This is a genomic window from Formicincola oecophyllae (assembly GCF_006542395.2).
GTDB classification, from domain to species: domain Bacteria; phylum Pseudomonadota; class Alphaproteobacteria; order Acetobacterales; family Acetobacteraceae; genus Formicincola; species Formicincola oecophyllae.
On the sequence record NZ_CP038231.1, the window covers coordinates 680,942 to 694,826 of the forward strand.

11 protein-coding genes are annotated in these 13,885 nt (G+C 62.4%); 9 read left to right on the forward strand and 2 right to left on the reverse strand.

The annotated features are described in order from the left end of the window. Nucleotides 1-16: 16 nt before the first annotated feature. Together E3E12_RS03060 and rph are read right to left on the reverse strand one after the other, a co-directional pair. A complete protein-coding gene (locus E3E12_RS03060) occupies nucleotides 17-721 on the reverse strand; it encodes a non-canonical purine NTP pyrophosphatase (protein WP_141442992.1) in 705 nt (234 codons plus the stop codon). Then, nucleotides 718-1,500 carry a ribonuclease PH gene (gene rph / locus E3E12_RS03065; RefSeq protein ID WP_141442993.1) on the reverse strand — a complete coding sequence of 261 codons (783 nt, stop codon included), beginning with the start codon at nucleotides 1,498-1,500 and terminating at the stop codon, nucleotides 718-720. Before rph ends, E3E12_RS03060 begins: the two co-directional genes overlap by 4 nt. 290 nt (nucleotides 1,501-1,790) lie before the next feature. Here rph and E3E12_RS03070 point away from each other — a divergent pair, with 290 nt between their 5' ends. The 9 genes from E3E12_RS03070 to E3E12_RS03110 all read left to right on the forward strand — a co-directional run bounded on the left by E3E12_RS03070 (nucleotide 1,791) and on the right by E3E12_RS03110 (nucleotide 13,860). Further along, nucleotides 1,791-4,388 (forward strand): penicillin-binding protein 1A, encoded by a 2,598-nt coding sequence (locus tag E3E12_RS03070; protein ID WP_141442994.1) that lies wholly within the window; start codon nucleotides 1,791-1,793, stop codon nucleotides 4,386-4,388. Between the two features lie 215 nt (nucleotides 4,389-4,603). After that, on the forward strand, nucleotides 4,604-5,734 hold the full coding sequence (gene prfB / locus E3E12_RS03075; protein WP_141442995.1) for a peptide chain release factor 2: 1,131 nt from the start codon (nucleotides 4,604-4,606) through the stop codon (nucleotides 5,732-5,734). A gap of 444 nt (nucleotides 5,735-6,178) precedes the next feature. Beyond that, nucleotides 6,179-6,910 carry an energy transducer TonB gene (locus tag E3E12_RS03080; protein WP_141442996.1) on the forward strand — a complete coding sequence of 244 codons (732 nt, stop codon included), beginning with the start codon at nucleotides 6,179-6,181 and terminating at the stop codon, nucleotides 6,908-6,910. A gap of 6 nt (nucleotides 6,911-6,916) precedes the next feature. After that, complete coding sequence (locus E3E12_RS03085) at nucleotides 6,917-7,114, forward strand: hypothetical protein (protein WP_141442997.1); 198 nt, start codon at nucleotides 6,917-6,919, stop codon at nucleotides 7,112-7,114. 155 nt (nucleotides 7,115-7,269) lie between these two features. Continuing rightward, nucleotides 7,270-8,301 (forward strand): MotA/TolQ/ExbB proton channel family protein, encoded by a 1,032-nt coding sequence (locus E3E12_RS03090; RefSeq protein WP_141444029.1) that lies wholly within the window; start codon nucleotides 7,270-7,272, stop codon nucleotides 8,299-8,301. Between the two features lie 3 nt (nucleotides 8,302-8,304). Continuing rightward, a complete protein-coding gene (locus tag E3E12_RS03095; protein WP_141442998.1) occupies nucleotides 8,305-8,724 on the forward strand; it encodes an ExbD/TolR family protein in 420 nt (139 codons plus the stop codon). 70 nt (nucleotides 8,725-8,794) lie between these two features. Further along, nucleotides 8,795-9,253, forward strand: coding sequence for an ExbD/TolR family protein (locus E3E12_RS03100; RefSeq protein ID WP_141442999.1), 459 nt, complete (start codon nucleotides 8,795-8,797; stop codon nucleotides 9,251-9,253). A 13-nt stretch (nucleotides 9,254-9,266) separates the two neighbouring features. Then, nucleotides 9,267-10,517, forward strand: coding sequence for a hypothetical protein (locus E3E12_RS03105; RefSeq protein ID WP_141443000.1), 1,251 nt, complete (start codon nucleotides 9,267-9,269; stop codon nucleotides 10,515-10,517). A gap of 187 nt (nucleotides 10,518-10,704) precedes the next feature. Continuing rightward, nucleotides 10,705-13,860 carry a mechanosensitive ion channel family protein gene (locus E3E12_RS03110; RefSeq protein ID WP_141443001.1) on the forward strand — a complete coding sequence of 1,052 codons (3,156 nt, stop codon included), beginning with the start codon at nucleotides 10,705-10,707 and terminating at the stop codon, nucleotides 13,858-13,860. Nucleotides 13,861-13,885 lie beyond the last annotated feature (25 nt).

Here is a 13,885-nt window from a genome sequence, read left to right on the forward strand (position 1 = left end):
CGTTGCGGAGGTGGCCTCAGCCCCCTTCTCCGCTTTCCGTTGCCACGCACGCACGCAAAAACGCTGCCACAGCGCGGGCACGGTGGCTGAAGGCGTTCTTCCCCTCAGCGGGCATCTCGGCAAAGGTCAGGCCCGCGGCATTGCTGGCCCCCCTGGCGGGTTCATGCAAAGGGATAAACATGGGATCATAACCATGGCCACCGTCACCGCGCGGCGGCCAGCACAGGCGCCCAGGGCAAGCACCCTCCACATGGCGCACCGTGCCGTCAGGCCAGGCCAGGCACAGGGCGACCTTGAAGGTGGCGCGGTCATCAGGCTTGGCGCCAGCAGCCACTTTCGCGGCCATTTCATCATGAACGCGCGCCATGGCTCGCGTGGCGTCACGTTCAGGGCCGCACCAACGGGCTGAATAAATGCCAGGCGCACCATCAAGGGCCTCAACGCACAGCCCTGAATCGTCAGCCAGCGCTGGCAGGCCAGAGGCCTTGGCGGCCGCCAGGGCCTTGATGGCCGCATTCTGGGCGAAGGTGGCGCCGGTCTCCTCAGGCTCTGGCAGGTTCAGCGCAGCTGCGGAGCGCAGCTTAATGCCAGCAGGCGCCAACAAAGCCTGGAACTCCCCAAGCTTGCCCTTATTGTGAGTGGCCATCACCACTTCAGCGCCAAAGGGCAGGCGCCTTGCGGGCTGGTTGGCGCTGGCGTGCTTCACGGTCCCGGTGCTCATAAAATGTGCCCCATATCCGTGCACTGCCCATCCTTGCCTGCCGCCACAGCCTGGCGCTGGGCCTCAAAAAGTTTCGCCATGCCGGAACGCGCTAAGGCCTTAAGATCGCTGAACTGCTCCTCGCTAAAGGGCGCGCCCTCCGCCGTGGCCTGGATCTCCACAATGCCGCCATCGGCGGTCAGGATGAAGTTACAGTCCGCCTCAGCTGCGCTGTCCTCCTGGTAGTCCAGGTCCAGAATAGCCGTGGCTTGCGCTCCCTCGCCCAGCAACCCACAGGAGATGGCCGCGACCTGGCCGCGCAACGCATCCTGGCGCCCCACCTTGGCCAGCGCCAGCGCCAAGGCCACCCACGCCCCCGTGATAGAGGCGCAACGCGTGCCGCCATCAGCGTTTAGAACGTCACAATCCACCGTGACGGAGCATTCGCCAAGCGCCTTCAAATCAACCACTGCGCGCAGGGAACGCCCAATCAAGCGCTGGATTTCCTGTGTGCGGCCAGACTGCTTGCCCCGTGCGGCCTCACGCCGGCCACGGGTGTGGGTGGCACGCGGCAACATGCCGTACTCGGCCGTCACCCAGCCCTGGCCCTGTCCGCGCAGCCAGCCTGGCACGCTCTCCTCCAGCGAGGCCACGCACAGGACCTGCGTGCCCCCCACTGTGATGAGCGCTGACCCTTCAGCATGGTGCGCCACGCCTGTTTTGATGGCCACAGGGCGCTGCGCGTTGGCGGCACGGCCTGAAGGGCGCTGGAAGGCAGGGGCGGAAGCGTTCTGGATCATGGTTCGTCCTCAGTCATCGTGGTAGCGCCTGGGCGCGCCCTACATGGGCACTATGGCACAGCCCACCCTAACATTTGTTTCAGCTTTTACACTGCCCTTACCCTGTTCCCCCTAAGGCTTCGCTTATTTTAGCCCTTGCCAAGCCGCATTGCGCCGGGCAGGTGGGCAATGGTATTCTTACAGCCCTTGCGCAGGTGGGGGCTGCCTTGGTGGCTGTGCCCCTGAGTTGCCGTGGCCGCGCCAAGGGGCGTGTCCCACACTAATGTTTCCACAGTCAGACGGGCCCAGGAATGTCAGCACCAGCACCACGCAGGCCAGACCACCCCCCCGGCACCAGCCCGCGCGCCCGCCGCGTGCGCCTAGCGCTGGCCACCGTGCTGAGCCTGGGCGTGCTGGGGACGGGCGCCGCCGCTTTGGCTGGCTGGGTGGGTTATGAGGGTCTGGAGGCCACACTGCCTGACGTCACCACCCTGCAGCATTACCACCCCCCCACCGTCAGCCGGGTTTACGCCAACAATGACGTGCTCATGGCGGAACTGGCCAAGGAACGGCGCATCTACGTGCCCATAGCGGCCATCCCGCCCCTGGTGCGCAACGCATTCATCGCGGCTGAGGATCAGCATTTCTACACCCACCATGGCATCGACCCCGTGGCCATCATGCGCGCTGGCCTGACGGACCTCGCTAACCGCCACGGCAAGCGCCCGCTTGGCGCCTCCACCATCACGCAGCAAGTGGCCAAGGGGATGCTGCTCAACGACAACTCTCTAAGCTTGGCGCGCAAAGCCAAGGAGGCCCTGCTGGCGCTGCGCATTGAGCAGGCGCTGCCCAAGAACCGCATCTTGGAGATCTACCTGGACGGCATCTACTTGGGCAACGGCACCTACGGTGTCCAGGCGGCGGCGCTGGGCTACTTCAACAAGCCCCTGGACCAGCTGGACGTGGCTGAGGCCGCCATGCTGGCCGCCATGCCCAAATCGCCAGCGCACTACAACCCCTTCTACCACCCTGAAGCCGCCAAGGAGCGCCGCGACTGGGTGATTGACCGCATGGAGGAGACGGGCGCTATTACCCCAGCGCAGGCGGAAGCCGCCAAGGCGGAGCCACTGCCCACCACCGGCCATGGCGCCCGCAGGGGCCCGCTGCCTGATTCAGAGTGGTTCTCCGAGGATGTCCGCCGCGACTTGATTGAGCATTTCGGTGCAGCCAACGCCCTGCAAGGGGGCCTGGACGTCCACACCAGCATGGAGCCGGCCCTGCAGCACATTGTCACGCGCGCCCTGCGCCAAGGCCTTGTGCAGTATGACCGCAGCAACAATGCCTGGCGCGGCAGTCTGGGGCAGCTAGACAACGCTGAGGCCTGGCCGGAAATGCTGGCCGACAAGCGCTACGCCGCCGCCCACACGCCTGTCACCATGCCTGATGAATGGCGCCTGGCCGCCGTCATCACCAGCCCTGCCGGCCCCCACCGCCCCGCCCGCGTGGGCTGGCTGGAGGATGGCGCCCCCCGCACAGGGCTGCTGCGCCCTGGCGATGCCCACTGGGCGCGCTTCCATCCCCTGCGCCCTGGCGACCTGGTGATGATTGAGCCCCAGAAGGATGGCGAAGCTGCCCTGCAGCAACTTCCCCAGGTGGAGGGCGCTGCCGTTGTGATGGAGGCACGCACGGGGCGCGTCCTGGCCATGACGGGTGGCTGGTCCTTCAGGGCAAGCCAGTTCAACCGCGTTACCCAGGCGCTGCGCCAGCCTGGCTCCTCCTTCAAGCCGCTGATCTACCTAGAGGCCATGGACGAGGGCATCTCCCCCTCCCAGAAGTTCCAGGATGGCCCCATTTCCTTCGGCGATTGGCACCCCCAGAACTACGAACACAACAACTGGGGCCCCACCACACTGCATGACGCCCTGCGCGAAAGCCGCAACCTGGTGACCATCCGCCTGGCGGCGCACCTTGGCATGAAGAAGGTCATCGACATCGCCGAGCGTTCAGGCATGGTCAACAACATGCCCCCTTATCTGCCAGCTGCCCTGGGCGCGGTGGAAACGACCGTCCTCAAAGAGGCCGCGGCCTACGCCGCCATGGCCAATGGCGGCCACCGCATCACCCCCAGCCTTGTTGACTACATCGAAGGGCCTGACGGCAGCATCATCTCCCGCGCCACCCCCATCGTCCTTGGCCAAGCTCCCACCACGCAGGACAACATGGAAGGCCTGCCCACGCTGGAAAACACCACACCCCAGCTGGCTAGCCCCCAGGCCGCCTACCAAATCGCCACTATGATGAAGGACGTTATCGTCCATGGAACGGGGCGCATCGCAGGCGCCGGCATCAACCAGCCCATCGGCGGCAAAACAGGCACCAGCCAGGATTACCGCGATGCTTGGTTCGCCGGCTACTCGCCTGAAATCGTCACGGTTGTCTGGGTGGGCTATGACACGCCGCGCTCCCTTGGCAAGCGCGAGACTGGCGGCCGCGTGGCGGGGCCCATCTGGAACACCATCATGAAGGCCGCCTTGGCGGAACGCCGCCCGCTTGACTTCGCCCAACCTGAAGGAGTGCACCTGTTTCATTACGACACAGGGCGCATCCCGGCTGTGGACGCCTTCCTGGACGACCAGTACCCAGGCGCCAGCGGCTCCCTGGCTGTGCCGCATGAGAAGGTGGCCATCGAAGCTGGCGAGGGTGGGCAGCTTGTCCCTGGCTCTGAGGAAGACATGGATGACGCCCCCTCCACCTCAGCCAGCGCGGAGGGCGCGCCGAACTTCCCAAGCCTGGCCCCCAATGACGCTGGCGCCAACAGCCCTTATCCAACCTCCATCCCTGAAAGCCGCTCCACCACAGCGCCAGAGGAAGAGCAAGACGCCAACATTGGTGTGGGCGGCCTTTACTAAGGAGCCCACAGCCACGCTTGGGGCCGCTGCCTCTGGCAACTAGCCCTGTGTTTTCATCCTTTGTCACCCACCATGGGTGACAGGGGGCGGCCAAGGCAGTATCAAGGGACAGCTTTCCAGCGCCAGCTGGCAATCCGCTGGGGTGCCCGCCACACCAGTGCCGCCATGGACTGGCTTTGCCCACGCCTTCCACCCCTTCAGGGAGTTGACCGTTCATGTCCGCCGAGACAGAAGCCCTCGCCCAAAGCATCGACCAGTCCCTTGCCCTGCTTAGGCGCCATTTGGACTGGGATGTGGCGACAACGCGCCTGGCGGAGTTGACAGCCCTTTCAGAAGATCCCGATTTGTGGAACGACAGCGAGCGGGCCCAGAAAATCACCCGTGAACGCTCCATGCTGGCCAACAAGATTGAAGGCGTCCAGCACATTGAAACCACCCTGAAGGACACGCTTGAACTGGTGGAACTGGCCGAGATGGAGCAGGACGCCGACACCATGGCGGACTGCATGGCCACCCTGCAGGAACTTCAGGCAGATGCCGCCAAGCGTGAACTGGAAAGCCTGCTTTCAGGGGAGGCGGACAGCAACGACTGCTACCTGGAGGTCAACGCGGGCGCTGGTGGCACGGAAGCCCAGGACTGGGCGGAAATGCTCCTGCGCATGTACACCCGCTGGGCTGAACAGCATGGCTACAAAGTGGCGATGATGGAAAACAGCGCTGGCGAGCAGGCGGGCCTGAAGTCAGCCACTATCCAGGTCACCGGCCCCAACGCCTATGGCTGGCTGAAAACGGAGGCAGGCGTGCACCGGCTTGTGCGCATCTCCCCCTTTGACGCGGCGGCGCGGCGCCAGACTTCCTTTGCCAGCGTCTGGGTCTACCCCGTGATTGACGATTCTATTGAGATCGAGATCAATCCAGCCGACCTGCGCGTTGACACTTACCGCGCCTCTGGGGCTGGCGGTCAGCACATCAACAAAACTGATTCAGCCATCCGCATCACCCATGAGCCGACAGGCATTGTGGTTTCCTGCCAGACTGACCGCTCCCAGCACCGCAACCGCGCAACGGCCATGGAAATGCTGCGCGCCCGCCTCTACGAAGCTGAGCTCCAGAAGCGCGAAGCTGAATCAGCGGCCCTGGAAGCCAGCAAAACGGACATCGGCTGGGGCCACCAGATCCGTTCCTACGTGCTGGCGCCTTACCAGCTGGTCAAGGACCTCCGCACCAATGTGGAGAAAACCAACCCTGGCGCCGTTCTGGATGGCGACCTGGACGACTTCATGGGCGCCTCCCTGGCGCAGCGCGTCTCCGCCACGCGCTCTGAAGCCTCCGCTCAAGCACAGTAAAAGCCTTGAGACGACCAAAGCCCCCCTCATGGTTCGACCCTTCGAAACGTGGGGTTTCAAGGATGGCAACGCTTTTGCCCATATTAGATTAAGCTAACCTTGGCCAAGCTGTACGTGCAGAAGTAGCTATCAGTTAATTCAGTTAATCCATTTCATTGCACAAGCGTTATGCAAGCCATCACAATGATAGTGGCTTGACAGTATGGGGGAAGGTTGGGGCAATCTTGTTGTTCAGGGGCAGGAAGCTTTTCCCAACGCTGTACAAAGCCCGTTCAACCCATCTCTTTAAAGGTGGTTGAAGGGTTCATGTGGGGCGTTTGGCAACCCTTCCCACCCCACGGCCTGACATCAGGCCGGTTTGTCCGCAACGCCGACTGGGCTGTTGCGCCCCCTTCCCCTTAGGGTAGCGGGGCGCAGCAGTTGAAGCGGGGAGAGAGCCCTTACATGCACAGCAGCTATCTCGCCATACAGCAGCGCAAGCCCGTTGACTACGTCATTGCCGTGGCTGTGGCGGCGTTGGCGCTGGTGATCGTGATCCTTGGTTTGGGGGAGCGGGAGGTCGAAACCATCGAACCTGCCCACCCCCCCATTGAAACGCGCATCATCCAGCAGGCCCCTGCCACGAAGCAGGCAGCGCCACCGCCGCCGCCACCAGCCATGGTGGAACCCCCAGCAGCACCTTTCGTGCCGCCGCCCAAGATTGCGCCACCGCCACCGCCGCGGGCCATTCAGCATGTCAGCCATGAAAAGCCGCCCAAGGTCAAAACGCAGACCAAGCTGAAACCCAAGGCCAAAACGGTGAGCAAAGCGGCCTCGGCCTCATCCTCCTCAGACAGCGCAGGCAAGCACAGCAACAGCGCATCCGGCACGCCCGGCGGCGCTGCCGGCGACCACTCCGCTGGTGCCGTGCCCATCAACAATGTGCGCCCTGATTACCCTGATGAGGCCCAGGAGGAGAACCGCGAGGGCACCGTGACCGCCTCCTGCGACATCAGTGCCACGGGCAAGCCCATGCACTGCCGCATCCTGAGCGTGAAGGGGGGGCGTGACTTCGCTGACAGCGCCATGGAATTCCTGGAGCATTCCGGTGTGCGCTACCAGCCAGCCATATCCAACGGGCAGCCTGTGGTGGAGCACAACCACGTGCTGCACCTTGATTACACCCTTGATGACTGATGAACGATGACTGAACTGATGGCTGCGGCCATCCAAGCCAAGGAAGTACCAACCATGCGCACTGACCTTTCATCCCACCTGCAAACCCTGACCTGCCCACACGGCATGATGCAGTCTGGCATGATGGGCGGTGCCATGATGGGCAGCCAGCAGCCCTCAGCCACGGCCATCAAAACTGTGCCCGTTTCATCCACCCACGCTTGAACCGCTTCACATTTCCAGGCCATTGGCCTGACCACAAACCAGGAAACAGCGCCGTGACAGAACCTCACCACGCCAGCCCAGCCTCATTCTTCGCCGCACCAGCCCGCGCGGGCGGCTGGCTCAAACGCACCCTTGCCAGCAGCAGCGCGCTGGTGATGGCGGCTGCCCTCTCCACGCTGGCCCTCCTGCCGATGGCGCCAGCAGCCCATGCGCAAGCCGCAGCCCAGAACATCCCTGGCATGGTGATGAGTGGCGTCACCCCACCGCCAGGTGCTGCGGCCGTTCCCACAAGCCCTGCTGCCCCCGTAGCCCCACCGCCAGCTGCGCCCACCAGCGCTGCAGCGCCGGCTTCCCCTGCCCAAAGCGTGCCCGTCACCCCACTGGCGCCCCATGGCCAGGCTCCAGCCGCCACCACAACAGCCAATCCTTATGGCCTGGCGGCCCTTTGGCACAATGGCGACATCATCGCTCGTTCCGTGCTGATTATCATGGCCATTATGTCAGCAGGGTCCTGGATCATCATCGCGTTGAAGTTCCTGGAGCAATCACGCCTTTTCAAGGCTGCGCGTGTCGTCACGCGCTCCTTCTGGGAGCAGCCGTCCATCCAGGCTGGCACGCGCTCGCTCTCAGCTGATTCGCCATTCCGCTACATCGCTGAAACCGGCATCGTGGCGGCGGAGCACCATGAAGGCTCCATGCTCAACACCATTGACCTGCCCACCTGGACGAGCCTTTCCATTCAGCGCGCTGTCGATACCATCCAAGGGCGGCTTTCCAGCGGGTTGGCCTTTTTGGGGACGGTCGGTTCCACATCGCCTTTCATAGGTCTGTTTGGCACGGTGTGGGGTATTTACCATGCCCTGACGGCCATCGGCATTGCTGGTCAGGCCTCCATCGACAAAGTGGCTGGCCCAGTGGGTGAATCACTCATCATGACGGCCATCGGGCTGGCCACCGCCGTGCCGGCGGTGCTGGGCTACAACCTGCTGGTGCGGCGCAACAAGGGGTGCATGGACTTGGTCCGCAACTTCGCCGCTGACATCCAATCCGTCCTGATTGGCGGCATCCGCCATGGCGTTGTAGCCCAGGCCCGCCGCGCTGACGATCAGGGCGCTGAGCAGCTTGAAGCCGAGAATAGGAAAGACGCCGCCTACCCAACCACCGCAACCACCAATGACAGGGTGTGAACCATGGCCATCACAACTGGCGGCGGCGAGAACGACAGTGACATGATATCGGCCATCAACATTACGCCCCTGGTGGATGTGATGTTGGTGCTGCTGATTATCTTCCTCATCACTATTCCAGTCGCCACCCATTCTGTGAAGGTGAAGCTGCCTGTCGACCTCGACCAGCCCACCAAGACCAAGCCGGGCACGCTGGTTCTGGCCGTCACGGCGGATGGGCGCATGTGGTGGAACACCCAACCTGTGGAGAACAGGGCTGACCTTCTGGAGCACCTAGAGGACCTGGCCAGGCAGAAGCCGCAGCCACAGGTTCAGATTAGGGGCGACAAGGACGCCAAGTACACCTCCATTGGGGCCATTGTGGCTGCCTGCCAGCAAGCAGGGTTGAGCCACGTGGATTTCATCACTGAGAAGCCCCGCTGACCTTGCTGAACGCAACATCCAGGCCCTTTCTTGCAAGGGTCTGCCATCAGCCTGAATTGGGAGACACGCCATGGCCGCGCCGCTGGGCAGTCAGAGCACGGATGATGATGAAGGCATTGTAGACATCAACACCACGCCCCTGATTGACGTGATGCTGGTATTGCTGATCATGCTGATCATCACCATTCCTTTGAAAACCGAATCCGTGGGGCTGGATCTACCCCAAGGCAACCCGCCACCACCCATCCACCCCCCTGCTGTAGCCACAGTCGCCATTGGCTATGATGACGCCATCACCTGGAATGGGGAGGCAGTCCCTGATGAAGCCCAGCTTGTGGCGCGGCTGCGGGAAGCGGCGGCCACCCAAGGCACAGCAGACCCGGTGGAGCTCCACCTGCAGCCAGACCGCTTAGCTGGCTACAAAACTGTGGCCCATGTCCTAGCAGACGCTCAGAGGCTGGGGGTGAACCGCATTGGCATTATTGGGCTGGAGCAATTCATGCCAGATAACGCCAAAAACGGCCAATGACAGGGAACGCACCATGAAATTTTCCACAACCAACTGGACGGTTGCCTTGGCCATGGGCGCAGGGCTGGCTGCCATGGCGCCCCATAGTGCGGCATGGGGTGCAGAGGCTGCCGCTGCGCAGGGTGCGCGGCTGGCTTCTGGCGCTACCCTTTCACCTGATGTCAGCAAGGATTTGCTGGCGGCGCAGGCGGAACTCAAAGCAGGCCACTTTCAGGAGGCCATGAACGCTGTGGCCCATGCCAGCCACGCTCCCAACCAAACCAAGGATGACCGCGCCACCATCGTGCGGATGGGGGCTGCCATCGCCATGCGCTCAGGCAATGTCCATGCCAGCGCCCGCACCGCGGAGGCCTTGGCGGCTGACCCAGCCTTGCCTGCCACTGAACGGGCGCGCGCTTTGCAGGATGCCGTGGTGATGGCCTACCGCGCCCATGATTGGCCCACAGCCGCTGCGCTGGGCGAACGCTATTTCAACATACCAGGCCTGGCGCAGGCTGGTAGCGCTGGGCAGCGCAAAACCATCTCTTCGCTTTTGGTACAGAGCTATTACGTTCCCCACCACTGGGCTGGGGTCGTCATGGCTACAGACCAACTGGCCAAAACTACCCCAGGCGGTTTAGGGGGGCTGCCTGAAAACCTGCTTCAAATGCGCGCCGCCGCTTATGGGCAAATGAACAACCATGCTGGCCAGCAAGCCAGCTGGGTCGTGCTGGCTGAAGCTTACCATCGCCCCGCTTATTGGCAGGCCGCGCTTGCTGGGTTGGAGCATAACAGCGACCTTTCGCCTTACGGGCAATACGCTTTGCAAAAGCTGCGTTTCGCTGCAGGCTTGGTCAGCCAGCCAGCAGCGGTGCGCGACCTAGAGGAGCAAGCCATTCAACTGGGCCTGCCAGCGGCAGCTCTGCGCCTGGAAAATGCGGCAAATGCCCGCCACATCCAACCTTTACCAGATGCTGCGCGTTTTAACGCTTTCCTCAAACGCAGGCTTGGGCAGGCGGTGCCTGACCAAAACCCTGTCCTGGCGGCTGGGGAAGCTGTGCTGGCAGCGGCGCCAGCCCAACAGGGGGCTGCCCTCGCCACCATGAAGGCACGGGTGGCGGCAATGCCCACCCCTGAAAACCAACTGGCTTATGGCCTTGTCCTAGCTGACATTGGGCGCAGCCATGAAGCTCAGCAGGCCCTTGGTCAAGTCAAAGGCCCTGGGGCGGTGCATGACCTGGCCCAGATGTGGCGCCTAACTTTGCATACCCTTCCCGCCCATTAAAGGCTGGTTTCAAATCTAAAGGGTGCTTCCTTTCAAAGGGGCACCCTGGCACCGTATTAGCAACCAAGGCAGTGCTCAAAACGGTGCCTTAGTAACGGCTTTCTTCCGCTCTGCCCTTTTAAAGCCGCTTTCATTCTCAAGAACCGCTTCAACGATTTCCACCCGCCCACAGCCAGCAGGACTTTCCATGAACGGCACACCCCCCTCTCTCAAACTGCCGCTGCCCACAGACGCACCACCAGTGCGCCTGGAAGGGCGCATGGCACGTGTTGTTCAAGCAACCCTGCTGGCTTTGGCATTGGGTCTGTTCCCGCTGGCCACCACCGCACACGCTGGTGAGGCAGCACCCAGCACCACCGTTCACCAACGCCATGGCGCCAACACGGCCCAACCTGCTCCCAAAGCCATTGCCGCCCATGACGCCAGCGCCAATGACAATGCCCCTGATGCTAACAAGGCAGCCTCAGCGGCCTTGGCGCCAGCGCAGGCCCAACAATTGCTGTCTGTGCTGGACAATCCTGGCAAGCGCCAGGAACTGGTCACCACACTGAAAAACCTGGCTGCTGTCCAAAAGGTCCAGCAAACCAAGGATGAGTCAGGCCTGCTGGACCAACTTCAAGGTCATGCCTCCCGTTTTGGGGCGGTCCTGGAACGCCAAAGCGTGGTTTTGACGCAGGGCGTGGCCAATTTCTCCGCCCTAGGGCCTTGGTTCCGTCACTTGTGGCACACACCAGCCCTTCAAAACGAAATCCTGCGCATTGTTCTGCGCGTTCTCATCGTCATTGTAGGTGGTTTGGGCCTTGCCTGGGGATTGAGTTGGCTGTTGCGCAAGCCGCGCCTTAAAATTGAGGAAGCGGCTCTCCACCTGCAGCAACGCCAGGAAAGCGCTGAGCGGCGCGCCCATGCAGCCGCCAAGGATGCCGCCCGCCAAGCCGAAGCCGCCCAGGCTGAAGCAGCCCAGGCGCAGCAGACGGCCTCCGTGACGGCAGCTGTGGCCTCACAGGCCAGCAGCACCGCTACCAAGGATGACAGCCAAGCCATCCCCACCGCTGCGGCCACAGCTGGTGACAGCCCTGGTGACATCACCCAGGAGGCCCCCCAATCCCCACAGGCTTCCCAAGCCCAGGCGCAACAGGCCGCCCAAGCGCAGGCTCACCAGGAAGTCGCGACAGAAGACAAGGCCACGGAAAGTGCCCAGGCCCATGCCCCCCAGGAGCCACTGCTGCGGGCTGCGGTCTCCCAATACAACATCTCTGAAGACGAACCACTAGCGCCCAATGTAGCCCAGAGCATCAACCAAAGCGTTGACCAGACCGTCTCAGCCACTAGCCATGACGTTGCATCTGGCAAGGGGCAGTCTGCCCAAACGGCCTCGCCTGATTCACAAAGCACAGCCAGCGCCCAGACGGCGCAGCAGCAGGCTGGTGAAGCCACAACGGTCGCCCAAAACGCTGAGAAGCAAGCAGCCCAGGCCCAAATCAAGGCCAGCATGGCCTCTGCCGCCGCTGAGGCGCAGAATTGGGAAACGGCCTTGCTGCGCATGGTCAATATCCTCAAGCGCGTGCCTTATGGGCTAGGCTGTTTGGGGCTAGACCTCCTCACGCTCATGGCGTTTCCGTTGGTGGCTTTCCTGCTGCTGACCTTTGACCCAACGCCTGACAAAGCCACCATTCGTGCCGTTTGGTCCATCACCTGGATGGCCAGCGTGACATTTGGCGTTTGGGTGGCGCTGCTGCGCCTGTGCCTGGCGCCTGGCAAACCCTGGATGCGCCTCATCCCCTGCAGTGACAGCACAGCGGACTTCTTCTTCAGGTGGCTGAAGCGCCTGGGTAATGTGGCCAGTTGGGGCATCAGCACATTGGTGGTGCTGGAAGCCTGCACTGTGCCCGCCACGGTGGAGCAATCCCTCACGAAGCTTATCGTGTTGAGCTTGCACATCCTGGTGGCCTTCATGATTTTCGGTAGCCGTGGCCTGGTGCGCCATGCTTGCGAGAAAGTGGCCAGGCACACCCCCCATATGGCGACCGTCATGCATATCGTGGCGCGCATCTGGTGGGTGGCTGCACTGTTCTTCGACTTTGGGCTGTGGCTGGTGTGGGCCATGGACATCCAGGGCGGCTACCAGCTCATGCTGTACATGTTCTTCAGCACCTGCGTAGCACTGATTGCCATGCGCGTGCTCAGCATCCTGCTGTTCACAGGCATGGAACGCCTGCTGACGCGCCTTTCCACCTCCGTCCACATGACAGCCAAAGCCCGTGAGCGTCTGGCCTATTACACCCCTTACATCCAACGCGTCCTGAACGCCGTGCTGGTGGTGGCCACCATATTGGTGCTGGCGGTGGCATGGGGCGTACCGTTGAAATCGCTGATTGGCGCCCACAGCTTCGGCGCTGAGCTCGCCTCCAGCGCGTTGAGCGTTGGCATTGCCATCCTGGTGGGCGTGGCCATTTGGGAAGTGGCCAACATCCTGATGGAACGCCAGATCAAAAAGCTGGAAAACGATGACAGCACTCAGGACAAAGTGCGCATTGCCCGCCTGCGCACGCTGCAGCCCTTGATGCGCATCATCCTGATGGTTGGTCTTTCCATCATCATTGGCTTGACCGTGCTATCTGAATTGGGGGTCAACACAGGGCCCCTGCTGGCTGGCGCCTCCATCTTCGGCGTGGCGCTTGGCTTTGGCACTCAGAAGCTGGTTCAGGATTTCATCAGCGGCATATTCCTGCTGCTTGAGAATGCCCTGACCGTGGGGGACGCCGTGACCTTGAATGGCACATACGGCATTGTGGAGAAGCTGTCCCTCCGCACTGTTCATGTGCGTGGCAATGACGGGTCGATGAACATCTTCCCCTTCAGCTCCCTTAACCAGACCATCAATTACAACCGTCAGTTCGGCCGGGCCATCATCATCGCTGAGGTGGCTTATGACTCCAACATCGACAACGTCATTAAGGCCTTGTTTGACATCACGGCCTCCATGCGGGCCGATCCTGAGTACGGCCCGCTCATCATTGACGACTTCCAGCTTTGGGGTGTTGATTCACTCAACGATTCCTCTGTGACGGTGCGCGGCACGCTGCCCACCATCCCCACAGGGCGCTGGCCCGTTCAGCGCCAGTTCAACAAGCGCATGCTCAAGGTGTTTGCTGAACGTGGCATCGACTTCCCCTTCCCCACGCGCACCTTGGATGTCCCGGGCCTGGAGAAGTATTTTGAAGTCATGGAGGATTCTTACGAAAAGGGCGCCCCCCGCAAGCAGATCGACCCTTCTGCCCCCACCACAGGCACTGACCCTTCCAAACCTGTGAATCCAGGCACAGCCGGCCCCAAGCTAGCTTGACCAACCAGGCGCCACTTCATCGCCG

Coding starts and splice junctions, on each gene's coding strand:
- prfB (WP_141442995.1), top strand. CDS start 4,604: ATGTCCGCCGAGACAGAAGCCCTCGCCCAAAGCATCGACCAGTCCCTT.
- rph (WP_141442993.1), bottom strand. CDS start 1,500: ATGATCCAGAACGCTTCCGCCCCTGCCTTCCAGCGCCCTTCAGGCCGT.
- E3E12_RS03095 (WP_141442998.1), top strand. CDS start 8,305: ATGGCCATCACAACTGGCGGCGGCGAGAACGACAGTGACATGATATCG.
- E3E12_RS03060 (WP_141442992.1), bottom strand. CDS start 721: ATGAGCACCGGGACCGTGAAGCACGCCAGCGCCAACCAGCCCGCAAGG.
- E3E12_RS03070 (WP_141442994.1), top strand. CDS start 1,791: ATGTCAGCACCAGCACCACGCAGGCCAGACCACCCCCCCGGCACCAGC.
- E3E12_RS03080 (WP_141442996.1), top strand. CDS start 6,179: ATGCACAGCAGCTATCTCGCCATACAGCAGCGCAAGCCCGTTGACTAC.
- E3E12_RS03085 (WP_141442997.1), top strand. CDS start 6,917: ATGACTGAACTGATGGCTGCGGCCATCCAAGCCAAGGAAGTACCAACC.
- E3E12_RS03100 (WP_141442999.1), top strand. CDS start 8,795: ATGGCCGCGCCGCTGGGCAGTCAGAGCACGGATGATGATGAAGGCATT.
- E3E12_RS03090 (WP_141444029.1), top strand. CDS start 7,270: ATGGCGGCTGCCCTCTCCACGCTGGCCCTCCTGCCGATGGCGCCAGCA.
- E3E12_RS03110 (WP_141443001.1), top strand. CDS start 10,705: ATGAACGGCACACCCCCCTCTCTCAAACTGCCGCTGCCCACAGACGCA.
- E3E12_RS03105 (WP_141443000.1), top strand. CDS start 9,267: ATGAAATTTTCCACAACCAACTGGACGGTTGCCTTGGCCATGGGCGCA.